Source organism: Streptomyces sp. NPDC047130, from assembly GCF_040643475.1.
Taxonomy (GTDB): domain Bacteria; phylum Actinomycetota; class Actinomycetes; order Streptomycetales; family Streptomycetaceae; genus Streptomyces.
In genome coordinates this window covers 123,352-147,316 of sequence record NZ_JBEYUK010000003.1, presented here as the reverse complement: position 1 = coordinate 147,316, position 23,965 = coordinate 123,352, and the positions used below count along the sequence as shown (strand labels likewise).

Below are 23,965 nucleotides of genomic sequence, written 5' to 3'. Positions count from 1 at the left end.
GAGGAACGAACCCCGATGGCACGACGCCACGACCCCCGCAAGCCGCTCAAGGCCCGCCCCAACCCCCTCGACGCGGCAGGGATCACCTACGTCGACTACAAGGACACCGACCTGCTGCGGAAGTTCATCTCCGACCGCGGCAAGATCCGCAGCCGCCGCGTCACCCGGGTCACCGCCCAGCAGCAGCGGCAGATCGCCGCGGCGGTCAAGAACGCGCGGGAGATGGCCCTGCTGCCCTGCTCCAGCAGGTGAGGAGGGGTCCTGCCCGCGCCGCCGTGCCGGGCGCAGGAGTCGCCGGCGCAGGGGCCGTGGGCGCAGGGGCCGTGGGCGCGGGCGTCGGCCTCAGGGCTCGGCCGGTGCGTCCCGCAGGCCCAGGCGCAGGTGTTCCACGTGGTGCAGGGCCTGCTCGAGGAGTTCGGCGACATGGTTGTCGTAGAGGGCGTAGATGACCGAGCGGCCCCGGCGCTCGGCGGTGACCAGGTCGAGATTGCGCAGCAGCCGCAGTTGGTGGGAGCAGGCGGACTGCTCCATGCCGACGGCGTCCGCGAGCTCCGTCGCGGCGCACGGGCCTTCCTGGAGGCGGGCCAGGATCCGTAGCCGGGACGGGGTCGCCAAGGCCTGGAGGGCGGCGGCCACGTCGGCGGCGCCCACGGCTTCGAGGCGCTCGCGTGCGGTGGCGGTGGTCCTGGTCTCAGCTCCGTGGCCCATGGCCCCATCCTATGAGGACGGCGAGGAGAACTCATGAACGCATGAATAGGTGTTCATGTGATCCTGTATGGTGGAAGGCGCGGCGCTCCCTGAGGAGGGGCCGCTGTTCCGTCCTGCCTTCCTGAAGGGTCCCCACTGCGATGACCGCCACCCTCGCTCCCGCCCCGGCGGACCGGGCCGCCCGTCAGCGCGACGGCGGTCCGCCCCGGCGGCGCACCCGTGTACTCGCCCTGCCCGAGGCGCGTTGGGCCGCGGCGGCCACCGCCTTCTTCCTGCTCGCGCTGCCGCTGCAACTGGCCGACGCCCCGGCGTGGACATGGGGCCCGCTCTACGCCCTGACCTATGCGACCGGCGGCTGGGAACCCGGCTGGGAAGGTCTCCGGGCCCTGCGCGAGAAGACCCTCGACGTCGATCTGCTGATGGTCGTCGCCGCCCTCGGCGCCGCGGCGATCGGCCAGGTCATGGACGGGGCCCTGCTGATCGTCATCTTCGCCACGTCGGGGGCGCTGGAGGCGCTGGCCACGGCGAGGACCGCCGACTCCGTGCGGGGGCTGCTGGACCTCGCGCCCGCGACGGCGACGCGTGTCGACGCCGACGGCGGCGAGAGGACCGTCGCCGCCGGGGAGTTGACGGTCGGCGACACCATCCTCGTCCGGCCCGGGGAACGCGTCGGAGCCGACGGGCGCGTCCTCGACGGGGCGAGCGACGTCGACCAGGCCACCATCACCGGCGAACCCCTGCCCGTCGGCAAGGCCCGGGGGGACGAGGTCTTCGCCGGCACGCTCAACGGCACCGGCGTCCTGCGCGTGCGCGTCGAGCGCGACCCCTCCGACACGGTGATCGCCCGGATCGTGCGCATGGTGGAGGAGGCGTCCGGGACCAAGGCGCCCACCCAGCTGTTCATCGAGAAGGTCGAACAGCGTTACTCGGTGGGCATGGTGGTGGCGACCCTCGCGGTCTTCCTGGTGCCCTTGGCCTTCGGCGCGGACCTCGGCGACTCGCTGCTGCGGGCCATGACCTTCATGATCGTCGCCTCGCCCTGCGCGGTGGTCCTGGCGACCATGCCGCCCCTGCTGTCGGCCATCGCCAACGCCGGACGCCACGGGGTGCTGGTGAAGTCGGCCGTGGTCATGGAGCGGCTCGGCCAGGTCGACGCGGTGGCGCTCGACAAGACCGGAACCCTCACCGAGGGCACTCCGCGCGTCACCGCCGTCCGGCCGCTGACCGGGTCCGGCCTCGACGAGAACGCACTGCTGGCGCTGGCAGCCGCGGTGGAGCACCCGAGCGAGCACCCGCTGGCGCGGGCCGTGGTGGACGCGGCCCGCGAGCGCGGACCCGGCCCGGCGGTGGCGGAGGACTTCGACTCCACACCCGGTGTCGGCGTGACCGCGACCGTCGAGGGGCGCGTGGTCGCGGTCGGCGCGCCGGCCCGGCTGCTGGAGGGCGTGCCCGACACCGACGCCGCCAGGGTGGCTTCCGTCCTGGCGGCGGAGCTGGAGGAGGGCGGGCGGACCGCCGTGCTGGTCACCGTGGACGGCACGCCCGTAGGGGTGCTCGGCGTCGCGGACCGGCTGCGCCCCGACGCCGCCGGCACCGTCGCCGCGCTCACCTCCCTCACCGGGCACGCGCCCGTGCTGCTGACCGGCGACAACCCCCGGGCGGCCGCGCGCCTCGCCGCCGAGGTGGGCATCGAAGACCTCAGGGCCGGACTGCTCCCGCAGCACAAGGTGGAGGTCGTCCGGGAGTTGGAGGGCGCCGGACGCAAGGTCCTGGTCGTCGGCGACGGAGTCAACGACGCTCCGGCGCTCGCGGCGGCGCACACCGGCATCGCGATGGGCCGGGCGGGCTCCGACCTCGCCCTGGAGACCGCCGACGCGGTGATCGTCCGCGACGAACTCGCCACCGTGCCCGCCGTGATCGCCCTCTCGCGCAGGGCCCGCAGGCTCGTCGTGCAGAACCTGGTCATCGCCGGGATCTTCATCACCGGTCTGGTCGTCTGGGACCTCGTGGGCCACCTGCCGCTGCCGCTGGGCGTCGCCGGCCACGAAGGCTCCACCGTCCTCGTCGCGCTCAACGGGCTGCGCCTGCTGCGCGAGTCGGCCTGGAAGCGGGCCGCCGCGTGAGCCGCCGCAAGACGCCCGCCAGGGCCGCGGTACCCGCCGCACCCGGGTGCACGGTCACCGTCTGCCGGGGATGCTGCTGTGGTACGCCCAAGATCCCCGGCGTCGACCACGCCGCGCAGCTCGCCACCCTGAAGACCGCGCTGGGTCCGGTCGCGCAGGTACGGGTGGTGAACTGCCTGGACGCCTGCGAGCACGCGAACGTCGTCGTGGTGCAGCCCTCCTCGGCCGGCCGGGAGGCCGGTGGCCGTCCCGTCTGGCTCGGCCTGGTCAACGACCCCGACGCGACGGCCGACATCGCCGCGTGGGTCACGGGCGGGGGCCCCGGCATCGCCGAGGTGCCACCGATCCTGGAGCTGTACGCGTTCGCCCCGTCCCGGCGGGTGAGGCGCGCGGTGGGGGACTGAGCGCCCCCGGCGCAGAACGCTTCCGGCTCCCAGGACCCGCGGCACGGCACGCCTGCCTGCGCCACGACGGCACGCGCGTGGAGGCGTCACCGGCCGACGGGGTCGCCTTCGGCGCCGTCGGCGGGCGTGCGCAGTGCCGCGTGCCCGCCGTGGTGCAACGGGGTGCTCAGCCGCAGGCGGGTCACCTCCCGGCCCGAGGCGGCGTCGACGATGTGCACCTCGCCGTGGCCGCCCCGGGTGACGGCAACCCAGGAGGCCCCGGGTGAGGCGGCCACCGCCCGCCGCTCCACGCCCTCCCACGGGGTGGCGCCGCGGCCCGGGGCGCCGTCCATGGCGGGAAGCGGCACGCGGCGGACGGTCCCGTCGAGGGCCAGGAGGACCAGTTCGTCGCCGTCCGGGTGGATGCGGGTGAACGCGGTGTGGTGCCGGGCGAACGCGAGCCGGAAGACCAGGCCGGGACCGAGGGCGGACAGGGACGTGCGGCCCGTGGCCAGGTCGTGGCGCCAGGCGTGGTTGGTCCACTCCGGCCAGCGCAGCGGGTCCGTGGGGCCGCCCCGCAGGGTGCTCCACAGGGCGGGCCGGCGGGTGTCCAGCCGCAGGTACCAGCCGCGGGCGGGGTGCTCCCAGGGGATCACCGGCTCGGCGGTCAGGCCGCCGCCTTCCGCGTGGGCCCGGTGCACTCCCTCACCGGTGGCCGCGAACACCCGGCCCGTAGCGGGGTCGTAGGCGTCGCCGTGCCCGTCGTCCGGCAGGGGGAGCAGTGCGCCGGGCGGCTGCGGAGGACAGCCGGGAGGCGCGGCCAGCAGGTCCGCGAAGCGGTGGACGGCCAGCGCCCCCGGTTCCCGGTGACGCAGCACGACCAGCGGTTCCTGCCCACCCGTCACGGTCACGCCGGGTTCACCGGTGCGCGTGCGGACCCGGGCCGCCTCGTCGGTGGTGAGGTCCACGACCGTGAGCAGGTCCGACCACGGCTCGGTGTTCCTGCCGAGGCCGGTGGTGACGGCCAGTCGGCGGCCGGCCGGGTCGCCGGCGAGGTGTTCGGCCGGCACGGCGACCGGGACCGCGGCCTCCACGAGCCGGTCGCCGAACGGGTCCAGCACGAGCAGTTCGCCCCGGCGGTCGTCGACGCAGGCCGTCCGTCCGCCCGGCAGGGCCAGGAAACCGGCGTGCTCCGACAGGTGCCGCCCCGTCAGGCGGGCGACGACCTCACCGTCCGGAACGGTCACCACGTGGACACAGCCGTCGACATGGTCGGAGACGAGGAGCACGGCGGGGGATGCGGGCACGGAGTCCTCCAAGGGAACGACAATGAAAACGATTATCATGTATGTTCGGCGTGTTCGGGACCCCGGAGAAGAAAGTGAGGGCGTCGATGCTCCGAGCACCGTCGAAATCCGTCCGTACCTGGTTCGCCTCGGTGGCGGCTGCCGCCGTGCTGGCCGGCTGCGGTTCGCCGTCGGGCGAACCCGCGGAGGGAAAGGGCGAACCAGCCGCCAGGACCGAGGTGAACGTCGAACCCATCAAGGCGGCGACGGAGTTGACCGACGTCAACGGCACGAAGGTCGCACTCGAGAAGCGGCCGGAGCGGATCGTCTGCCTGTTCGCGCTCTGCGACGACATCCTGACCGAGCTGGGCATCGTGCCGGTCGCCACCAACAGCGCGCTGCTGGCCCGTCCTGGCTTCCTCGGCGAGGACAGGGCCAAGGAGGTCGACGTCGTACCCGGCGGGTTCATCGCCCCCGAGGTGGAGGCGGTCCTGTCCCACAAGCCGGATCTCGTGATCGGGCTGGGGGACACCCACGGGAAGCTGGCCCCCGCGATGAAGGGCGCCACCACCTTCTGGGCGATGCAGCCCGAGACCTGGCAGGACAGCGTGGGGTACCTGCGTGACGTCGCCGCGCTCACCGGCCGTACCGCCGAGGGCGAGAAGGCCGAGAGGGTCTTCCGGACCAAGCTGGCCGAGGCCGAGAAGACGCCCAGCGACAGGACGGCACTGATCATCTACGGCAGCGACGAGAACTTCGGCGTCGCCACCCCGGAGGGTGACGTGGCCGCCAGCCTGTTCCCGAAGATCGCCGAGTATCCGTGGAAGTCCCGTGGCGTCGAGGGCAGTTACAGCCTCGAGGAGATACTCGCGCAGGGCGTCGACGTGCTGTTCGTCGAGACGATGAGCTTCGGCGACCAGGACGGCAAGCTCTCGGAGAAACTGGCCGAGAACCCTCTCTGGAGCAAGATCCCCGCCGTCAGGAACGGCGACGTCCACGAGGTGGACCCGGAGGTGTGGGCGAAGGGGCGCGGCACGCGCTCGCTGGGCATCGTCCTCGACGAGGCCACGGCCGCACTGCGGTGAGCACGGCCCCGCCCGCAACGGCAGGCCCGGCCGGCCCGGCGCGCCCCGCAATGTCCCGGTGGCGGACGCACCGTCAACCGGTCCTGCTGACAGTTCTCCTGGTCGCCGCGTCGGTGTGCGCCCTGAGCGCGGGCACCCCTTACGTCCCGCCGCACCGGCTCGTCGGCGCGGCACTGGAGGGGGAGACCACGCTCGCCGGCATCGTCCTCACCGAACTCCGCCTGCCGCGGCTGGTGCTGGCGCTCGCCGCGGGGGCCTGCCTGGGCGCCGCGGGGCTGGTGCTCCAGGAGGCGCTCCGCAACCCCCTGGCGGTGCCGGAGATGCTGGGCGTCTCCTCCGGGGCCGCGCTCGGGGTGGCCGCGCCGCTGGTGCTCACCCTGTCGATCCCGCTCGCGGTCCAGCCGCTGCTGGCGGTCGGCGGAGCCGCGCTCGGCGGCGGGCTCACCCTGCTCGCCGCCGGGCTGGGCCGCAGCCCGTCGGCCGTGCTGCTCACCGGAGCCGCGGTCGCGGCCGCCCTGCAGGCCGCGCTGCTGGTGCTGATGGTGATGGCCGACCAGCTCGACCTGCAGCTGATCTACCGCTACCTGCTCGGCTCCCTCTCCGCCCGGACCTGGGACGACGTCGCGGGTCTGTGGCCTTGGCTGCTGGCCGCCGTTCCGGCGCTGGTCCTGTGCGCCCCGGTGCTCTCCGTGATGCGGCTGGGCGACGAGGACGCGGAGGCCCTCGGGGTGCGGGCCCGGAGTGCGCGGTTCGTGGCGCTCGCCGTGGCCGTCGTCCTCATCGCCCCCGTGACCGCGGCGTGCGGGCCCGTGGCGTGGGTGGGGTTCCTCGCCCCGCACCTGGCCCGCTGGTTCCTCCCCGGCGCGGGCGCCGTCCGGTGGCTGCCCTGGGCCGCCGCGTGGGGCGCGGTCGTGGTGACCGTCGCCGACATCCCGGCCCGGCTCGCACTGGCGCCGGTGGAGACCCCTGCGGGCGCCTGGACCGCGCTTCTGGGCGTCCCGGCCGGTGTCGCCCTCATGCGCGCGGGCGACGGCCGGCCCCGGAGCGGCAGCGGCGCCCCGGCCGGCGGGAAGGAGACCCGATGAACCGGCGTTTCGCGGCGCTCTCGGCGCTGGCCGTCGTGCTGGCCGCCGTCGAACTGGTCGCCGGACGCGGGATGTCCCCCGGCGCCATCTGGCAGGTCCTGGGAGGTGGCGGCGACCCGACGGAACGGCACATCCTCCTCCAACTCCGCCTGCCCCGGCTGCTGGTGGCGCTCGGCGCGGGCGCGTGCCTGGCCGTCGCGGGGCTCGTGCTCCAGTCCGCGCTGCGGAACCCGCTCGCGGGACCGGAGGTGACCGGCGTGACCCCGGGCGCGGTGCTCGGGGCGGTGACCGCGACGGCCCTCGGCGTGGCCGGCTGGGACTCACCCCTGGCGGTCGTGGTCGCCGCCTGCGTGGGCGGCTGCTGCGGAGCGGCCCTGCTGTGGCTGCTCGCGGGGCGCGGCGGCGGCGATCCGGCGAGGACGGCCGTGCACGGCGTGCTGGTGTCGGCGGTCCTCGGCGGGCTCACCGCCATGGTGCTGCTCGTGCGGCCGGGCGAACTCGGCAGCGTGGTGCAGTGGTTGGTCGGCACCACGGAAGGCCGCGTGTGGCAGCACTGGCACCTGCTCTGGCCGTGGGCCCTGGCCTGGGGCACCGCGGCCTGGCTGCTGGCGGGGCCGCTGACCCTGCTGCGCTGCGGCGACGAGATCGCCCTGGCCGCCGGTCTTCCGGCCCGCCGGGCCCGCACCCTGGCGCTGCTGTGCGCGGTGGCGCTGACCGCGGGCGCCGTCGCCGCCGTGGGCGCGCTGGGGTTCGTGGGGCTGCTGGTCCCGCACCTGGCGCTGGCCGTGTTCGGCGCCGACCTGCGGGTGGGTCTGCCGGGGGCCGCCCTGCTCGGCGCGGTGGTCATGTGCGGCGCCGACGCGGCGGCGCAGTTGTCCTCGCGGCTGCTGGCGGCCGCGCTGGACTCCGGGCGGCTCACCCTGCCGGTCGGGGCGCTCACCGCGTGCCTCGGCGCCGCCCTGCTGCTGGCCGTCGTGCGCCGCGCGCCGAGCCGTACGTTCTGATGCCGACGGAGGACAGACAATGACCGAGCCCCTGGGGATCCGCATCGAGGGGGTCCACTTCGGCTATCCGGCCCGCCCCGTTCTGCAGGGCGTCGACCTGACCGTCGCGCCGGGGGAGCTGACCGCCCTGGTCGGCCTCAACGGGTGCGGGAAGTCGACCCTGCTGCGGCTGGCGGCCGGCCTGCTGCGGCCGGAACGGGGGCGCGTGCTGCTCGGCGGCGACGACGTCGCCCGGCTGTCGCGGCGGGCCACCGCCCGCCGGGTCGCCCTGCTCCACCAGTCCTCGCCCGCCGTGCCCGGCATGACCGTGCGTCACCTGGTCCGCCAGGGGCGGTACGCGGCGCGCGGGCCGCTGGGCATGCTCCGCGAGGGCGACGACCCGGTCGTGCGCCGGGCGCTGCGGGACGTCGGGGTGGAGGACTGGGCCGACCGCGACGTCGACGCCCTCTCCGGCGGCGAGCGGCAGCGGGTCCGGCTCGCGATGGCGCTCGCCCAGGACACCCGCGTCCTGCTGCTCGACGAGCCGACCACCTACCTGGACCTGCACCACCAGCTCGACGTGCTGCAGACGGTGGTCCGGCTGCGCGAGGAGCGCGGCCTGACCGTGGTGATGGTGCTGCACGACCTCGCCCACGCCGCCCGCTTCGCGGAGCGCGTCGTCGCCCTGCGGGACGGCCGGGTGGCGGCGGACGGACCGCCCCGACAGGTCGTCACCCCCGGCCTGCTGGCGGACGTGTTGAGGGTGGCCGGCCGGGTGGGCCGTGATCCGCAGGGGGGTTGGCCGGTGTGTTACCCAGATCACCCTCTGCCCTCTAGAATATGAAAATCATATTCATCTAGAGTTTGTGACGCGGCGCTCACCCGAACGCCGCGTCTCCCCGGAACAGAAGGAGAACTCATGGACAACGAGTCGGTCTTCGCCCCCATCGCGGACCCGGGCCAGCTGGCCCACGACTCCGCCTCCCACTCCAACGCGCTCGTCGAGAACCCCTTCGACGACACCGAGGAGTAACCGAGGGTCCCACCCCTCGACCGTGGGTCCGTCCGGCTCAGTCCGGGCGGGCCCACGCCCCGTCCCGCAACCCGTCCGTCAGGAGGTCGCCGTGTTCCGCAGCCGACTCGCACCCGGTGTCGAGGTCTTCCCCGTCCCCGGGCGGGGCCTCGCCCTGCGCACCGACTCAGGAGAGTTCCTGAGCGTCAGGACCGCGGCAGCCGACCACGCCGCCCTCCTGTCCCTGCTCTCCGGCAGGACCGACACTCCCACGGACGCCGAACTGGACCGGCTCCTGCGGGCGTTCGAGGAAGCCGGTTATCTGGCCGAGCACTCGCCGGAAGCGGCGAGCCCCCAGTGGCCCGCCGCCCGCCGCGCGGTCCGTCTCCTGGGCGACCCGGTCCTCACGGAACCGCTCGCCGCTTGCCTGACCGGCCTGGGCGCCGAGCCCAGGACCGATCCGCCCGCCGCGGACTCCGCCGCTTCCCCGGCCGCCCTCGGCGATCTGCTGCACGGTGATCCCGCCGCCGTCGTGTGGTGCCTCGACGGCCCCGTGCCCGACGGCCTGTGGGACGCGGCGGACCTGCTGCCCGAGCACGGTGTCGCCTGGCTCCGCTGCCACCGCGAGGGCCGGCAGGCGTACGTCGAACCGCTCGCCGCCGCCCCGGGAGACGTGACGTCCGCGCACGTACGCCTCCGGCGGCTCGCCGCCACCCCCGCCCACCGGGAACTGGCGGCCTACTGGAGCGGACCCCGCACGTCGGGCGCCACGGACGGACTCACCGGACCCGCGGCCGGGCTGCTCGCGGCGCTGCTGGCCGACGACCTCGTCCGCTGGGCCACCGACGCACCCGGCACGACGGGACTCCCGGCACGACGCCGACTGCGGAAGGTCGACCTGCGCACCCTCACGGTCACCGAGCACCCCGTGCTGCCCGTTCCGGACGTCGCGCCCATGCCGAGGAAGGACGGATGAGGCGGACCGGCGCGGCCGTCGGCCGGCTCGCCACCGACGTGGTCCTCCCCGCCGGTGACGGCCCGTTCCCCGCCGTCCTGATCCGCACCCCCTACGACCGGACCCGGCACCTGCCCGAGGCACGCGGCTGGGCCCGCCACGGGTTCGCCGCCGTGGTCCAGGACGTACGGGGCCGGTTCGGGTCCGCGGGGTCGGCCGGGTCGGCGAGGCCGGCCGGGTCGGCGGGGGAGTGGCGGCCGTACGCGCACGAGCTCACCGACGGCACGCGGACCTCCCGCTGGATCCGCCGCCAGCCGTGGAGCGACGGGCGGATCGTCGCCGCCGGCGCCTCGTACGCCGCCCACTGCGCCCTCGTCCTCGCCCTGGACGCACCCCGCGACGCCCGCCCCGACGCCGTCCTCGTCGCCGTCCCGGCCCTCGGCGCCGCCGAGACCGCGCGCGAACCCTCAGGAGTGGAACGGCTGTCGGCCCGCGCCGGATGGTGGGCCGCACACGGCGACCGGCCCGACTCCGACGGGACGGCCCTCGCCGCGGCCCTCGCCGCGGACCCCGGACTGCTCACCCACCTGCCGCTCGTCACCCTGCCCGAACGGCTGGGGCGGGAGTTGCCCTCCTGGCCCGCGCTGTGGCGCGAACGCGACCGGGGCCGCCCGGTGACCCGCGCGGCCGGGGCCACCACACCCCTGCTCGCGGTGGGCGGCCTCCACGACCACTTCGCGGACGACACCGCCGCCCTCTGGCACGCCTGGGGAGGGCCCTCGGCGCGGCTGCTGACGGGACCCTGGGGGCACGGCCTCACCGCCGAGCCCGGCCCCGGCGCCGGACCCGCGCACCGGGTGAACCTGGGCGAGCTCTACGTCCGCTGGGCCCGCCGCGCCCTCGCCGGCGACCTCGCCCCCGGGCGCCGGGGGGCGCTGGCACTCGGCGGCGCCGATCGCTGGCTGCCCGCCACCACCGAGGGCGCACCGTACACGCCGGAGCTGATCCTGCTGCGCGGTTCCGCCTTCACCGCCGACCCCGGCCACCCGGTCCGCTCGGACGACCTCGCCGTTCCCCGTGAAGGGCCCGTCGACCGCTGTCTGTTCGCCACCCGGCCCCTGCCCAGCACCCTCGACGTGGTGGGACCGGCACGGGTGCGCCTGCGGGGCACCGCCGACACCCCGTCCGCCGACTGGGCCGCCCGCCTCGTGGCCCTCCTCCCCGACGGGAACGCCGAACGGCTCGCCGTCGGCATCGTCCGGCGCGACCAACCTCCCGGCGTCGAGACCGGGTTCGCCGTCGAGCTCGGCCGCCTCGCCCGCCGCCTCCCGGCCGGGACCCGGCTGCGCCTGGAGATCGCCGGCCACCACTTCCCCGCCCACGCCCGCAATCCCCACACCGGCGAGGACCCCGTCACGGCGGTACGGCTGACCGGCTCCCGCCGGGAGATCGTCCCCGCCGGCGTACGACTCGACCTGTGCGTCCTCCCGTCCCCACCCGCCCCCGTCGACCCGGCCATGGAGGTCCTGCGATGACGGCGCTGCCGTTGGAAGCCCTCGTCGACCCTGTCTGCGGCATCGTCCGCAAGGTCAAGCCCGTCGAGCACCCCGCGGGAGCCCCGCCCCGCTACACGGCGCTCACCGCCGAGATATCCGACGCCCGCAGGCTCGGCCTCTGGCCCGCCGACCGGGTCTCCCTCGGCACCACCTTCGGCGATCCGGAGGGCGCCCGCATCGCGGCGATAGCGGAGGGCGTGGAGCGCTACTGCGGCAACCGGCTGCCTCCCCCGCACCACCCGCTCGCCCCACTGCGCGCCACCGCCGCCCAACTCGCCGACCAGGAAGCCCGGTTGTACGGGCCGGCCGACCTGCCCGCCTACGCCCCGTGGCAGTACTCCCGCCCCCGGTTCCCCTACCGTCCCCTCACCGACGACACCCCGGCCCTGTGGACCCGCGGCCTCGAGCGCCTGCCCGGCGGAACCACCACCGAGGTCTGGGCCCCCGTGGCGCTCACCCACCTCAACTGGCGCCAGGGGGAGCTGCGTTCACTGCCCCGCACCCACCACCTCAACTACGCGGGCATAGCCACCGGCCAGGGCGTCGACGACGCCGTGGAACGAGGGCTGCTGGAGATCGTCGAACGGGACGCCCTGGAACTGTGGTGGCATCTCGACGGACCCGCCCGCGGCATCGACCCGGCCAGTGTCCCCGGCCTCGCCGACGACCTCGCCGGGTGCGCACTCGACGTGCACCTCGTCGAGATGCCCTCCGAGTTCGCCCCCTGCATGGCGGCACTCGTGCACGACCCGCGCCTCGGCCTGTACGCGGCGGGCTTCGCCTGCAAGTACGACCCGGCCGAGGCCGCCCGCAAGGCCGTGCTCGAGGCCGTCCACACCTGGGTGTTCACCCAGGGCCTCACCGATCCCGACGGCTGGGTGTTCCAGGCCGTCGACGCCGGCCTGCTCGCCCGCGGCCTCTACCTCGACCACCGCGCCGACAACCGCTACCTCGACGCCTGCGGCGAGCAGTTCGAGCACGTCAGGGACCTCGGCGCCCACGTACAGGTGTGGCTGGACCCGCGGACGGCCGCCGAAGCGCGGCGCTTCACCGAGCCCGCGCTCGGCACCGTGCCCGTCGACGCCGTCCGGCCGACCGACCGGGAAGGGCTGGAACGCACGCTCCACGAGCGCGGCCACCGGATCATGACCTTCGACCTCACCACCGAGGACGTGGCCGAGACGCCGCTGCGGGTGGCCCGCGTCCTCGTCTCCGGACTGCTCCCCAACGCCCCCGCGGCCTTCGGCTACTTCGGCTGCCCCCGCCTCGCCGACGCCGCCGTCGGACGGGGCTGGCGCACCACCGCGCCCGCGGCCCCGGAGGACTTCACGCTGGCCCCGCCGCCCCACATGTGAGGAACCGCCACCCGTGGACCACCACCCCGACGACGGCCCGGTCGACCTGGTCACGGCCCTCGCCCTCGCCCGCTCCGCCGAGATCCCCGGGCCCCGGACACCGGCCGGCTCCGCGACCCGAGCCTGGCCGGGACCACCGGTTCCGCTGACTCCTCCGTCCGGTGCCGGTGCCGGTGCCGGTGCCGGTGCCGGTGCTGGTGGTGGTGGCGGTGCCGGGGACCTGGACGTGGGGGCACTGCTGCGGTTGTCCCTGGCCGCCGCGGACAAGGCCGGACGCCTGCGTCCGGCCTCCTCCGCCGGTGCGCTGCACCCGGTGGACACCACCGTGACAACAGGCCCCGGCTGCTCCCTGCCGCCCGGCCGTTACGGCTACGACCCGCTGCGCCACCGCGCACACCGCCTCGACCGGCACCCCGGCGCCACGCGGCCGGGCCTGACCGCGGAGCTGTCCGTCACCGTGCGGCGCACCGCCTCCCAGTACGGCCACCGCGCCTGGCCGCTGCTCCTCCTGGACACCGGCCACGCCGCGGCAGCCCTCGTCCTCGCCGCCCGCGCCCTGGGCGCCGGTGAGCCCGTGGTCCGGCTGCGCGGGCTCACCGGGCAGCCGCACCACGGGCTCGCCGAGGTGTACGTCCCCCCACCGGGCGCCCCCGCCGTCGGCGGCTCCCGCGTGCCCTCGCCCACCGAGCTCCTGGCCCGCCGCAGCGCGCCGCCGCCACTGCGGGGCGTCCCCTCCGAGGACGCGCTGCGGGCGGTCCTCGCCACCGCCGTCCGGGAGGGCGGCGACCTGCGCTGGTGCGCCGCCGTCGGCCCACCGAAGCCCGGCCTGCTCGAACTCGCCCCCGACGGCCGCACGCTGCGCCGCCTCGCCACCGGGGAGGCACGTCCGGCACTGGCCGCCTGGGCCGCCGGACAGGCCTGGATCGCGGAGGCGGGCGCCGTCCTCCTCGCGTACGGCTGCCCCACCGATGCCGACCCCCCGCACATCCGCCGCACCCACCTGCGCGCGGGGTTCGCCGTCCACCACGCCCACCTCACCGCCCTGCGGCACCACCTGGCCGCCCGCCCCGTCGGCTCCTGGCAGCAGGCGGACCTCGGTGCCGCGCTCGGCGGCGCCCCCGGCCGCGACTGGATCGTCCACGGCCTGGCCCTCGGCACCCGCCACGCCGACGAGGAGAACACCACATGATCGTCCACCCGGAACTGCGCCGTGCCGCACGGCACGCACGACGCCCCCTGCTCATGGCCACCCTCCTGCAGGGCGCCGTCACCCTCACCCACCTGGCCCAGGCCGTCCTGCTGGCCGTGGCCCTGGCCGGCCTGGCGCGCGGCGACACGGCCCGCCTCCCGTGGCTGCTCGCCGCCGTACTCGCCGTCGTCGCCGTCCGCGCCGCACTGGCCGTCACGCAACGGCGCACCGCCACCCGCGCCGGATCCGCGGTACGGGTCGCCCTGCGCGACGAACTCCTCGACCGCCTCGGAAGGCTGGGACCCGCACACCTGACGACGGCCCGCGCCGGCGCCGTGCGCACCACCCTGGTCGACGGGGTGGAAGGCGTCGACGCGTACGTCTCGCGCTACCTGCCCCAGCTCCTGATCACCCTCACCGTGCCGTCCCTCGTCCTCACCGTCCTGGCCGTCGTCGAGCCGTCGGCGCTCCTCGGCCTGGTCCCCGCCCTGCTGCTGGCACTGGCCGGCCCGCGCGCCTGGGACCGCCTCCTCCTGGCGCGGGGGAAGGAACACTGGGACACGTACGAAGGCCTGGGCGCCGACTACCTTGAGGCCCTGCAGGGGATGCCCGCCCTGCGGGCCGCCGGGGCGGTGGGCCGCACCCGCGAACGCCTGGAGCGGCGCTCGGCGGACCTGCACCGGGCGACCGTCGCCAAGCTGCGCCTCTCCCTCGTCGACACCGGCATCACCGACCTGGCCATCCAGGGCGGCACCGTCGCCGCGGGTGTCCTCGCCGCCTGGTCGGCCGTCACCGGGTCCACCACGGCGGCCGGCACCTACCTGGTGCTGCTGCTGGCCTCCGAGTGCTTCCGGCCGGTCCGCGACCTCGCCCGGGAGTGGCACGCCGGTTACCTCGGAGCGTCCGCGGCGGACGGACTCGCGCACCTGCGTACCGCCGAGCCCTCCGTCCGCGACACCGGAACCGAGGCCGCGCACTGGACGGCGCCACCGGAACTCCGTTTCGAGGACGTCGCCTTCACCTACGACGGCGCGCCCTCGCCCGCCCTCCGGGGCGTCTCCTTCACCGCGCCCGGAGGCCGCACGACGGCGATCGTCGGCCCTTCCGGCGCCGGGAAGTCCACGCTCGTCTCCCTCCTCCTGCGGCACCACGACCCGCAGCGGGGCCGCGTCCTCGTGGACGGGCGGCCCGCGCACCGGTACACCCTCGACTCCCTGCGCCGGGGCATCGCCGTGGTCTCCCAGGAGACCTACCTCTTCCACGCCACCATCGCCGACAACCTGCGGCTGGCCCGGCCGGACGCCACCGACGACCACCTCGCGGACGCCGCCCGCGTCGCGGGCATCCACGACGAGATCACCGCCCTCCCCGACGGCTACGCCACCGTCCTCGGCGAGCGCGGGGCCACCCTCTCCGGCGGGCAGCGCCAGCGGCTCGCCCTGGCGCGCGCCCTGCTCGCCGACGCCCGGGTGCTGGTCCTCGACGAGGCCACCAGTGCCGTGGACGAGCGCCGTGAGTCGGACATCGTCCGGGAACTGCTGAACGCGGCCGGCGGCCGGACCGTCCTGGTGGTGGCCCACCGGCTCGCCGCCGTCCGGCACGCCGACCGCATCGTGGTGCTCGACGGGGGACAGGTGGACGCGGTCGGGGACCACACCGGCCTGCTCGAGGCCGGAGGCGTCTACGCACAGCTCGTCCAGGCCGGCCGGACCCGCCGAGGAGAGATCGCCGCATGACCAGCACCGCCGACACGACCAGCACCGACCCCCGCAACACCGCCGACACCACCGGCGCCATGGACCGGCGCGGCGCCACCGACACTGCCGACACCGCCGACACTGCCGACACTCATGGTGTCGCCGACCCCCGCGGCGGCCCCGCGAACGCGCCCGCGCCGCCGCGTGGCGCCCTCCGCGCGCTGCTCCCCGCCCTCGCCGCCCACCGTGGCACGGCGGTCCGGACCTGTCTTGCCGCACTGCTCGAACACGCCTCGCTCGTGGCCCTGCTGACACTCGTCGCGCACACCGTCGGCGCGGCCGTCATCGAGGGCCGGGCGCCCTCGGCGACGACGGTCGTGTGCCTGATCGCCCTGGCCGTCGCGCGCGCCCTGACGACGTGGCGGGAGATGGACCTCTCCCACGACCTCGCCTACCGTGTGCTGGCCGTCCTGCGCGTACGGGTCTTCGACGGGCTCGCCCGGAGCGCCCCCGCCCGCGTCGCCGGCCGCCGCAGTGGCGACCTCGCCGCCACGGCCATGGCCGACGTGGAGGCGCTGGAGTTCTTCTACGCCCACACCACGGCCCAACTGCTGGCTTCCGGAACGGTGTTCGCCGGTGGCACCGTCCTCCTCGCCTCCGTCGACCCCTGGCTCCCGGCAGCCGTTCTCCCGGCGGCCGTGCTGCTGGCGGTGGCGCCCTTCGTCGAGATGCGCCGACGTGCGGAGCGGGGCGCCCGGACCCGGACCGCCCTCGCGAAGCTGTCCGCCGACACCGTGGAGGCCGTCGACGGGCTGCGCGAACTGCTCGCCTTCGGTGCCCTGGGCGAGCACCGCCGCAGGCTGGCCGGACGGGGGCGGCAGGTGGGCTCCGCCCAGAGCGCCGAGGCCACCGGGGAAGCCGTCGCCGCCGCGGTCCGGGACCTGCTCATCGTGGGCGCCGTCCTCGGGGTGGTGGCGGCGGCGGCCCAGTCGGTGGCCGGCGGCCGGCTCTCCGGGGCGTGGGCCCCGGCGGCGATGACGCTGGCCCTGTCGCTGCTCGGCCCGGTCGCCGAATCGGCCCGTGCGCTGAGCCAGGCCGTGGCCCTGCGCGCCGCGGCCGCCAGGGTCGACGCGGCGGTCAGGGCCCCCGCCCTCGCACCGGGTCCCGCGGCCCCTCGCCCGCTGCCGTCAGGCCCGCTCGGGATACGGATGCGCGACGTGAGCTTCGACTACGGCGCGGGTCCCGTACTGGACGGCCTGGACCTGACCGTCCCGCCGGGACGGACCCTCGCCCTGGTCGGCGCCTCGGGAGCCGGCAAGTCGACCTGCGCCCATCTGCTGGCCCGCTTCTGGGACCCGTCACGGGGGACGGTCCAGCTGACACCGGCCGACGGCGACCCCGTCGACCTCCGCGACGTGAGCGATCCCGAACTGCGCGGAGCGATCGCCCTCGTGGGGCAGGAGGCGCCGCTGTTCCACGGCACGCTCGCCGAGAACCTGCGGCTCGCGGCGCCCGACGCGGACGACGGCCTGCTCCGGCGGACGGCGGCGTTGTGCGGTGTCGACCGGATCGCCCCGCTCGACACCCTGGTCGGCGAGCGGGGCGCCACGCTCTCCGGAGGACAGCGCGCCCGCATCGCCCTGGCCCGGGCGCTGCTGGCCCGGCCCAGGATCCTGGTCCTGGACGAGTCCACCGCGCACCTGGACAACGCGAGCGACGCCGCCCTCGCCGCCGCGCTCCGCGCGGAGAACCGCACCACGGTCGTCATCGCGCACCGCGCGGCCACGATCCGCAGGGCCGACCGCATCGCCGTCCTCGCCGGCGGACGCGTCGTCGAGGAGGGCGCCTGGGACGAGTTGTCGACGCGTCCGGACAGCGCCCTCAACCGGGTCCTCGCCTCCGACGCGGCGAACGGCCAGGACGGGACCCGGTCGAGGTAGGTCGTCCGCAGGTGGTGCGAAGGCGGCGCGTCGCGGTGCGAGGGCGGCGCCGCCTCCGCCTCCGCTCAGCCGGCCTGGCAGGCCGTTCCGTTGAGCTTGAACTCCGTCGGACCGCCGCTGTCACCGCTGTGGGTGGCCTGGAATCCGATGGAGGTGCTCGCGCCCGGAGCGAGCGTCGCGTTGTGGCCGACGTTCCTGGCCGTGACCGCGCCGCTGGTGGGGGAGAAGGTCGCGTTCCAGCCGGAGGTGATCGTCTGCCCGGACCGCAGCGTGAAGGTCAGCGTCCACCCGTTGAGCGTCGACGAACCGGTGTTGGTGACGGTGATGTTGTCGGTGAGGCCGTTGTTCCACGCACTGACGGTGCTGGTCACCCGGCAGGTCCCGGAGCCCGGCGGAGGTGAGGTGGGCGGCGGGGTCGTGGGCGGCGGCGACGTCGGGGGCGCGCTCCGGTCGAGGCCGAGGAACGAGACGGCCCTGGCGGCCATGCCCGAGGTGGGCAGGCTGTGGCCGACTCCGGCAACGCTGATGGCCTCGACGGGCGCCTGGGCGCTGTCGGAGCCGTAGCGGGTGCGGGTCCAGCCCGACTGCGGGCTGTCGGTGAGCACCGGGGTCTGGCTCACGCCCAGCACGTTCGTCCACTGCTTGATCTCTTCGCCGAAGTTGTTGTAGTGCAGCGTCGTGTCCGTCGTTCCGTGCCACAGCTGCATCCGCGGCCGAGGTCCGCTGTAGCCCGGATAGGCGGCGCGCACCAGGTCGCCCCACTGCTGAGGGGTCCTGCTGATCCGGCCGTCGGCGCAGGCACTGTTCCACCCCGACCCGTCGGTGGTGGCGAAGCATCCGAACGGCACGCCCGCGAACGCCGCCCCGGCCTTGAAGACGTCCGGGTAGGCGCCGAGGAGCACGTTGGTCATCATCGCCCCCGACGAGGCGCCGGTGACGTAGACGCGGTCGGGGTCGGCCCCGTGGCGCTGGACCACGTTCCCCACCATGGAGGCGATGCTCGTCGGGTCGCTACCGCCGTTGTGCTTCAGCGCCTGCGGAGAGGACACGTCGAAGCACTGGCCGCCGACGTTGGCGTCCGGGTAGACGACGATGAATCCGTACCGGTCGGCCAGCGAGGCGAACTCGGTGCCCGCGTGGAAGCCCGGCCCGGTGCCGGTGCAGTAGTGGACCGCGACCAGGACCGGCGCACCGGCGCCGGCGGTGCTGGGCACGTACTCGTACATCCGCAGGTTGCCCGGGTTGTTCCCGAAGGCGGTCACCTCGGTGAGGGAGGCGGCCCGCGCGCTCGGGGTCCCGAGGAGGAAGCCGGCGAGCAGGGGAACCACCCCTCCGAACAGCGCCAGCAGGAGCGGGCGTAACCGTGACTTGCTTCTGGCCTTCACGTGCGTGTCCTTTCCGCAGGGGGAGCGGTGGGCGTCGGCACGGCCCGACGGAAGGTGGGGTGCCGCCCTACCGGTTCGAAAGTTTCGGCCGCATTGTCGACTGATGCGGACAAGTTAGGGGTGGCGCTGTGGGGAGTCAACGGGCGCGGTCGGCGGTGCTGCGGGGAGTCGACGGGAGTGGTCGGCGGTCGCGTGCCGTCCAACATGCCGACGGGCGTGTCGGTAACGTGCGCTAGGATGCCGACACTGGCGTCGTCAAGTTTCCGCAAAGCGGCGCCGTGTCCGGCCTGTCGTGCCGTCACCCCCTTCATCGCCCGGAGAGTTCCGTGTTCCTTGCCCTACGCGATCTGCGCTTCGCCCGCGGTCGCTTCGCCCTGATGGGCGCGGTGGTCGCGCTCATCGCCGTGCTCGGCGTCCTGCTGTCCGGGCTCGCCTCCGGTCTGGCGGACGCCGGTATATCCGGTCTGCGCGCCCTGCCGGTGACCCATATGGCCTTCGACGAGAAGGCGACCAGCGAGCAGTTCTCCCGCTCGGTCGTGGAGCAGGAGGACTGGCAGGCGTGGTCCGCGGCGCCCGGGGTGGACCGGGCCGAGCCGTTCGGGAACACCCTGGCCAACGCCGAGGTCACCCGGGGCGCCGAGAAGGGCGAGCAGGTCAATCTCGCCGTCTTCGGCATGGCACCGGACTCGCCCCTGGCACCCAGCCCGAGCCAGGGCCAGGGGCTGGAGGCGGGCGGTGCGGGCATCGTGATCACCCGGGAGATCGCCGACCTGGGCGTGCGGGTCGGGGACGTCCTGACCGCCGACAAGAGCGAGGTGCCGCTGAAGGTCGTGGGCCTGGTCGACGAGACCGTCTCCTACGGCCACATCGGCGTCGCCTACGCCGACCTCGACACCTGGCGTCATCTCCACTACGGCCTGCCGGGCGACCTGCCCGAGGCCGCGCACCGACAGGCCACGGCCGTCGCCCTCACCCTGGAGCCGGGCGCCGACGTCACCGCGGTGGAGAAGGCGACCGCCACCCGCGCCGACACCAAGGAGACCACCTTCGGCGCGTCGCCCGGCTACACGGCCGAGTCGAGCACCATGGCCCTGATCAAGGGCTTCCTGTACGCCATCTCCGCCCTGGTCGTCGGCGCCTTCTTCACCGTCTGGACCGTGCAGCGCAAGGGGGAGATCGCCCTGCTGAAGGCGCTCGGCGCACCCACCGGCTACATCCTGCGCGACGCGCTCGCGCAGGTCGTCGCCGTGCTCGTCGGGGCCACGGCCGTCGGCACCGCCGTGGGCCTGGCCCTGGGCAGCGCGATGATCGGCAAGGCCCCCTTCTCCCTCTCCGCCCCGGACATCGCCACCTCGTCCGGCCTCCTCGTCGTCCTCGGGACCGTGGGGGCCGTCGTCGCAGTCCGCCGCATCACCGCCGTCGACCCCCTGACCGCTCTGGGAGCCCACCGATGACCACACCCTCCACCGGCCGTCCGACCGCCCCGGGCTACACGGGTTCTTCGGGCTCCGCGGGTTCTTCGGGCTCTGCCGACTCCGCGGGTTCTTCGGGCTCCGCGGGCTCCGCGGGCTCCGCGGGCTCGACGGGCCCCGGCGGACTGCGCCTGGACGGCGTCACCCTCACCCTGGGAGACGGCGACGCCGCCGTCACCGCCCTCGACCACGTCGGCCTGACCGTCGCCCCCGGTGAGTTCGTCGCCGTCGTCGGCCCCTCGGGATCCGGGAAGTCCAGCCTCCTCGCCGTCGCCGGTGGCCTGCAGCGGCCCACCTCGGGCACCGTGCACGTGGCCGGCGCCGAGCTGACCGCACTGGCGGACAAGGAACGCACCGCCGCCCGCCGCCGCCACATCGGTTTCGTCTTCCAGCAGTCCAACCTGCTGGCCTCGCTCACCGTCAAGGAGCAGCTGCTGCTGCCCCTGCACATCGACGGCCGCCTCGACGCCGCGGCCCGCGGCCGGGCCGACGAACTCATCGAGGCGGTCGGGCTCGCCCACCGCGCCGGCTCCCGCCCGCACCAGCTCTCCGGCGGTGAACGCCAGCGCGCGGGCCTGGCCCGTGCCCTGATGACCTCGCCCGCCGTCCTGCTGGTGGACGAACCGACCTCGGCACTGGACCGGGTCCGTTCGGCCGAGGCCGTCCAGCTGATCGCCGAGCAGACCCACCGGTGCGGGACGGCCACGGTCATGGTCACCCACGACACGGCGATAATGGACGCAGCCGACCGGGTGCACGAGATGGTCGACGGCCGCCTGTCCTGACCGGCGGCCGCGGGCCGGTGTCTCGCTCCCGGGCCCCGTCCGCCCCCACAGGAGCCCGCGCCGCATGCCGAAGATCAACGCCTCCACCGTCGCCGAACACCGTGCCCGGCAACGCGAGGCGCTGATCAAGGCAGCGATCGACATCCTGGTCGCCGAGGGCGCCGCCGCCGTGACACCGGCGGCGGTCGGCGCCCGCGCTGGCCTGGCCCGCTCCAGCGTCTACCAGTACTTCGACTCCTCGGCGGCCCTCCTCGCCACCATCACGGAGGAGGCCTTCCGCCGCTCCGACGAAGCCCTCACCCGTGCCCTCGCCGCCGCGAACGGCCCGCTGGAACGCGTCGAGGCGTTCTTCGCCGAAAGCCTCCGCCTCGGTGCCGAAGGCGCCCACCGGCCCGCCGCCGCCCTCATGAGCGCCGGGCTTCCGCCCGCCTGCCGGCAACGGCTGATGGAACTCCACCTGGCACAGGTCGAACCGTTCCGCGCGGCCGTCCGGGACCTGGGCGCCCCCGAGCCCGCGCTCACGGCCGACCTCGTCGCCGGAATGCTGCACACCGCCCTGACCGCCGTCGAACACGGAGCCCCCCTCGACAGGGTCACGGAACGCACCCTCGCCCTCGTCCGCCGCTGCCTCACCCCGGTCGACGGCGCGGCCCGCCCGTCACGCCCGGAGCACTGACGCCTTCGCCACCCCCGAAGAAGCTCCGGCCTACCGACGCCATCGCCCCGCGACCCCGCACTGGCCACCGAACTCGCCTTCCGCGCCGAGCGCGCCGGCGTCGCGCCGCCGGCGGTGGTCCACGGGTTCGCGCGCCGGGGCTCCAGCGCCGGTCTGTGTCGCTGTCGAGAGCACGAGGGCGTGGCGCGGGTCAGTAGTACTGGGCCAGGCAGAATTCGTTCTCCTCAGGGTCGGCCATCACGACGACCACGCCCTCGTCGTAGTCGTGGCGTTCGCCGGTGAACCGGCCGCCGAGGGCGACGACCTGGGCGATGCCCTGGTCGATGTCGTCGACCACGACGTCGAGGTGCAGGCGTGCCTTGCCCTGTTTGGGCTCCTGGACAGGCTGGAAGACGAGGCGGGGCCGCGGGTCGTCGCGGTGGCCGAGGTACACCCAGCCGGGCTGGGACGGCCCCCTCTCGCGGTCGAGGAGGGCGCTCCAGAAGGCCGCCACCCGCTCCACGTCGACGCAGTCGACGGTCACTCCGCCCCAGTGGTTCGCCATGTTGTCGGTACTCCTTCTGTCGTCGTGCGGGATGCCGGCGGCGCGGACTCCGTCGGCCCGGCTGCCCGCGAGGTCAGGGGCGGCGCTGCGGATGAGTCGGGTGCGGGCGTCCCTGGCGCACCCGCTGCTCGGCGAGTTGCCCGGCAGCGATCGCGGGCGTGGTCCGGTGGGTCCGGGCCGCGTGGAAGACCTGTCGGAGCGTAGCCGCGATGCCCTGGATGCGCTCGGTCAGCCGCTCCTCCGATTCCTGGCGCAGTTCGACACCGGTGGCGTGGATGACTCCGCCGGAGCTGACGACCACGTCCGGCGCCCACAGGATGCCTCGTGCCGCGAGGAGGTGGGCGGTGGCCGGTTCGTCGAGCTGGTTGTTGGCCGGGCCGGCGATGGCGGCGCACCGCAGCAGCGGCACCGTGCGGGCGGTCAGCAGGCCACCGAGCGCGGCCGGCACGAGGATGTCGACCTCCGCGGTGAGGATGCCGTCCGGACGCACCCAGGTCGCGCCCAACTCCGCGGCCAGGCTGTGTCTGGCCGGGTCGACGTCGGTCACCACGAGCCGCGCGCCTGCCCGGTTCAGGAGCCGGGCCACGTGGGCGCCGACCGCGCCGAGGCCGATGATCCCGATGGTCCGGCCGGCGAGCTCCGCTGAGCCGAAGGCCTCGTCGGCCACCGCGCCCAGGGCCGCCAGGGTGCCGCGCGCGGTGTGGAGGGAGGAGTCGCCGCTGCCACCGTCCTCGACGGGTCGGCAGCAGACATGGGTGGTGCGGTCGCCGATCACGGACATGTCGTCCGGACCGCTTCCCACGTCCGGGCCTGCGATGTAGCGGCCGCCGAGCGCCTCGATCGCGTCGCCGAGGTCGTGGAGCAGTGCGGTGCGCTCCGGTCCGGTCGGCCGGGCTGCGGTCGGGAGGGCGACGACCGCCTTCGCGCCGCCGTGTTCCAGACCTGCCAGCGCGTTCTTCCCGGTCATCGCCGCCGCCAGCCGCATCGCGTCGGCGATCGCGGCGGCCGGGTCGGCGTAGTGAGCGATCCGGCACCCCCCGGCCGCCGGGCCGAGAGCGGTGGAGTGGATCGCGACGGTGATCGCGAGTCCGCTGCGGCTGCCGCGTACGACCTGTACCAACTCGTGCGAAGGATTCGGCAGGTTGCGGGACAGAGCTTGCTCAAGTGCGACTGTCATGGCGTGAAGCTAGCCGGTCGGACAAGAGCAGTGGCGAACAGGCGAACAGAATTCGGTGCGGGGGTTCATACTCGCCGCATGGACGAACTTGATTCGGCGATCGTTCGGCATCTCCAGCGCGATGCACGGCAGACCAACCGCGACCTCGCCCGCACCCTCGGCATCGCCCCGTCGACCTGCCTGGAACGCATCCGCGCACTGCGGGCCCGCGGGGTCATCACCGGCTACCACGCCGCTGTCGACCCGGCCGCCCTGAACCGTCACGTCCAGGCGCTCATCCACTTCCAGATCCGCCCTCTCAGCAGGGCGGTCATCGAGGCGTTCAAGACGTATGCCGCCGCCCTGCCCGAGGTCAGCACGGTCTATGTCGTCACCGGCGGCGACGACATGATCGTGCACGTCTCCGTACCGAGCGTCGACTACCTCCACGGCTTCCTCATGGACAAGTTCACCGAGCGCCGCGAAGTCGTCGGATTCCGCACCTCCGTGATCTACCAGCACACCCACAACCAGGTGCTGGCGCCCCTCACCCCGTGACCTGACGGGTTCGCTCCCGCGCCGTGTCCTCG

General features: G+C 74.9%; 23 protein-coding genes. 18 read left to right on the top strand and 5 right to left on the bottom strand.

The window, feature by feature from the left end; genetic code table 11:
• Positions 1 to 15: 15 nt before the first annotated feature.
• Positions 16 to 252 carry a 30S ribosomal protein S18 gene (gene rpsR, locus ABZ836_RS05775; protein WP_356127517.1) on the top strand — a complete coding sequence of 79 codons (237 nt, stop codon included), beginning with the start codon at positions 16 to 18 and terminating at the stop codon, positions 250 to 252.
• Between the two features lie 90 nt (positions 253 to 342).
• On the opposite strand, the gene ABZ836_RS05770 is transcribed toward rpsR, so the two are convergent.
• The gene (locus tag ABZ836_RS05770) at positions 343 to 708 is read right to left on the bottom strand and encodes a metalloregulator ArsR/SmtB family transcription factor (RefSeq protein WP_180223472.1); all 366 of its coding nucleotides are present in this window, start codon (positions 706 to 708) and stop codon (positions 343 to 345) included.
• Positions 709 to 848: 140 nt separating this feature from the next.
• Between ABZ836_RS05770 and ABZ836_RS05765 the strand changes: the two genes are divergently transcribed.
• A complete protein-coding gene (locus ABZ836_RS05765; RefSeq protein WP_361139657.1) occupies positions 849 to 2,831 on the top strand; it encodes a heavy metal translocating P-type ATPase in 1,983 nt (660 codons plus the stop codon).
• Positions 2,828 to 3,235 (top strand): (2Fe-2S) ferredoxin domain-containing protein, encoded by a 408-nt coding sequence (locus ABZ836_RS05760; protein WP_361139654.1) that lies wholly within the window; start codon positions 2,828 to 2,830, stop codon positions 3,233 to 3,235. The genes ABZ836_RS05765 and ABZ836_RS05760 overlap by 4 nt, the downstream gene beginning before the upstream one ends.
• Positions 3,236 to 3,321: 86 nt before the next feature.
• Here ABZ836_RS05760 and ABZ836_RS05755 read toward each other — a convergent pair whose 3' ends face one another.
• Positions 3,322 to 4,521, bottom strand: coding sequence for a hypothetical protein (locus tag ABZ836_RS05755; RefSeq protein ID WP_361139651.1), 1,200 nt, complete (start codon positions 4,519 to 4,521; stop codon positions 3,322 to 3,324).
• Between the two features lie 86 nt (positions 4,522 to 4,607).
• Here ABZ836_RS05755 and ABZ836_RS05750 point away from each other — a divergent pair, with 86 nt between their 5' ends.
• The 11 genes from ABZ836_RS05750 (at position 4,608) to ABZ836_RS05700 (ending at position 17,357) form a co-directional block, all read left to right on the top strand.
• On the top strand, positions 4,608 to 5,585 hold the full coding sequence (locus tag ABZ836_RS05750; RefSeq protein ID WP_361139648.1) for an ABC transporter substrate-binding protein: 978 nt from the start codon (positions 4,608 to 4,610) through the stop codon (positions 5,583 to 5,585).
• Positions 5,586 to 5,698: 113 nt separating this feature from the next.
• A complete protein-coding gene (locus tag ABZ836_RS05745) occupies positions 5,699 to 6,670 on the top strand; it encodes an iron ABC transporter permease (protein ID WP_361139645.1) in 972 nt (323 codons plus the stop codon).
• Positions 6,667 to 7,674, top strand: coding sequence for an iron ABC transporter permease (locus ABZ836_RS05740; protein WP_361139643.1), 1,008 nt, complete (start codon positions 6,667 to 6,669; stop codon positions 7,672 to 7,674). Before ABZ836_RS05745 ends, ABZ836_RS05740 begins: the two co-directional genes overlap by 4 nt.
• Positions 7,675 to 7,693: 19 nt before the next feature.
• Positions 7,694 to 8,497 (top strand): ABC transporter ATP-binding protein, encoded by an 804-nt coding sequence (locus tag ABZ836_RS05735; protein WP_356127497.1) that lies wholly within the window; start codon positions 7,694 to 7,696, stop codon positions 8,495 to 8,497.
• Between the two features lie 75 nt (positions 8,498 to 8,572).
• Positions 8,573 to 8,686 carry a streptamidine family RiPP gene (gene amiA / locus ABZ836_RS05730; protein WP_257231356.1) on the top strand — a complete coding sequence of 38 codons (114 nt, stop codon included), beginning with the start codon at positions 8,573 to 8,575 and terminating at the stop codon, positions 8,684 to 8,686.
• 91 nt (positions 8,687 to 8,777) lie between these two features.
• The gene (locus ABZ836_RS05725) at positions 8,778 to 9,641 is read left to right on the top strand and encodes a hypothetical protein (RefSeq protein WP_361139639.1); all 864 of its coding nucleotides are present in this window, start codon (positions 8,778 to 8,780) and stop codon (positions 9,639 to 9,641) included.
• Complete coding sequence (locus tag ABZ836_RS05720; protein ID WP_361139636.1) at positions 9,638 to 11,155, top strand: CocE/NonD family hydrolase; 1,518 nt, start codon at positions 9,638 to 9,640, stop codon at positions 11,153 to 11,155. Before ABZ836_RS05725 ends, ABZ836_RS05720 begins: the two co-directional genes overlap by 4 nt.
• Entirely contained in the window at positions 11,152 to 12,531 is a 1,380-nt protein-coding gene (locus ABZ836_RS05715) for a YcaO-like family protein (RefSeq protein WP_361139633.1), read from the top strand. Before ABZ836_RS05720 ends, ABZ836_RS05715 begins: the two co-directional genes overlap by 4 nt.
• A 13-nt stretch (positions 12,532 to 12,544) precedes the next feature.
• A complete protein-coding gene (locus ABZ836_RS05710; RefSeq protein ID WP_361139630.1) occupies positions 12,545 to 13,720 on the top strand; it encodes a SagB/ThcOx family dehydrogenase in 1,176 nt (391 codons plus the stop codon).
• Positions 13,717 to 15,456 (top strand): ATP-binding cassette domain-containing protein, encoded by a 1,740-nt coding sequence (locus tag ABZ836_RS05705; RefSeq protein ID WP_361139627.1) that lies wholly within the window; start codon positions 13,717 to 13,719, stop codon positions 15,454 to 15,456. The genes ABZ836_RS05710 and ABZ836_RS05705 overlap by 4 nt, the downstream gene beginning before the upstream one ends.
• Complete coding sequence (locus ABZ836_RS05700) at positions 15,453 to 17,357, top strand: ABC transporter ATP-binding protein (RefSeq protein WP_361139624.1); 1,905 nt, start codon at positions 15,453 to 15,455, stop codon at positions 17,355 to 17,357. The genes ABZ836_RS05705 and ABZ836_RS05700 overlap by 4 nt, the downstream gene beginning before the upstream one ends.
• Before the next feature lie 65 nt (positions 17,358 to 17,422).
• On the opposite strand, the gene ABZ836_RS05695 is transcribed toward ABZ836_RS05700, so the two are convergent.
• Positions 17,423 to 18,742, bottom strand: a complete 1,320-nt coding sequence (locus tag ABZ836_RS05695; protein ID WP_361139621.1) for a PHB depolymerase family esterase — start codon at positions 18,740 to 18,742, stop codon at positions 17,423 to 17,425.
• Positions 18,743 to 19,068: 326 nt separating this feature from the next.
• Between ABZ836_RS05695 and ABZ836_RS05690 the strand changes: the two genes are divergently transcribed.
• The 3 genes from ABZ836_RS05690 (at position 19,069) to ABZ836_RS05680 (ending at position 21,675) form a co-directional block, all read left to right on the top strand.
• Complete coding sequence (locus ABZ836_RS05690; RefSeq protein ID WP_361139618.1) at positions 19,069 to 20,196, top strand: FtsX-like permease family protein; 1,128 nt, start codon at positions 19,069 to 19,071, stop codon at positions 20,194 to 20,196.
• Positions 20,193 to 20,999 (top strand): ABC transporter ATP-binding protein, encoded by an 807-nt coding sequence (locus tag ABZ836_RS05685; RefSeq protein WP_361139615.1) that lies wholly within the window; start codon positions 20,193 to 20,195, stop codon positions 20,997 to 20,999. The genes ABZ836_RS05690 and ABZ836_RS05685 overlap by 4 nt, the downstream gene beginning before the upstream one ends.
• A 64-nt stretch (positions 21,000 to 21,063) precedes the next feature.
• Complete coding sequence (locus ABZ836_RS05680; protein ID WP_356127466.1) at positions 21,064 to 21,675, top strand: TetR/AcrR family transcriptional regulator; 612 nt, start codon at positions 21,064 to 21,066, stop codon at positions 21,673 to 21,675.
• Positions 21,676 to 21,865: 190 nt separating this feature from the next.
• Here the strand turns inward: ABZ836_RS05680 and ABZ836_RS05675 are convergent, their stop codons facing one another.
• Entirely contained in the window at positions 21,866 to 22,219 is a 354-nt protein-coding gene (locus tag ABZ836_RS05675; protein WP_361139611.1) for a VOC family protein, read from the bottom strand.
• A 73-nt stretch (positions 22,220 to 22,292) separates the two neighbouring features.
• Positions 22,293 to 23,396, bottom strand: a complete 1,104-nt coding sequence (locus ABZ836_RS05670; protein WP_361139608.1) for a Glu/Leu/Phe/Val dehydrogenase dimerization domain-containing protein — start codon at positions 23,394 to 23,396, stop codon at positions 22,293 to 22,295.
• Positions 23,397 to 23,474: 78 nt separating this feature from the next.
• Here ABZ836_RS05670 and ABZ836_RS05665 point away from each other — a divergent pair, with 78 nt between their 5' ends.
• Positions 23,475 to 23,933, top strand: coding sequence for an Lrp/AsnC family transcriptional regulator (locus tag ABZ836_RS05665; RefSeq protein WP_361139605.1), 459 nt, complete (start codon positions 23,475 to 23,477; stop codon positions 23,931 to 23,933).
• The last annotated feature ends 32 nt before the right edge of the window (positions 23,934 to 23,965 follow it).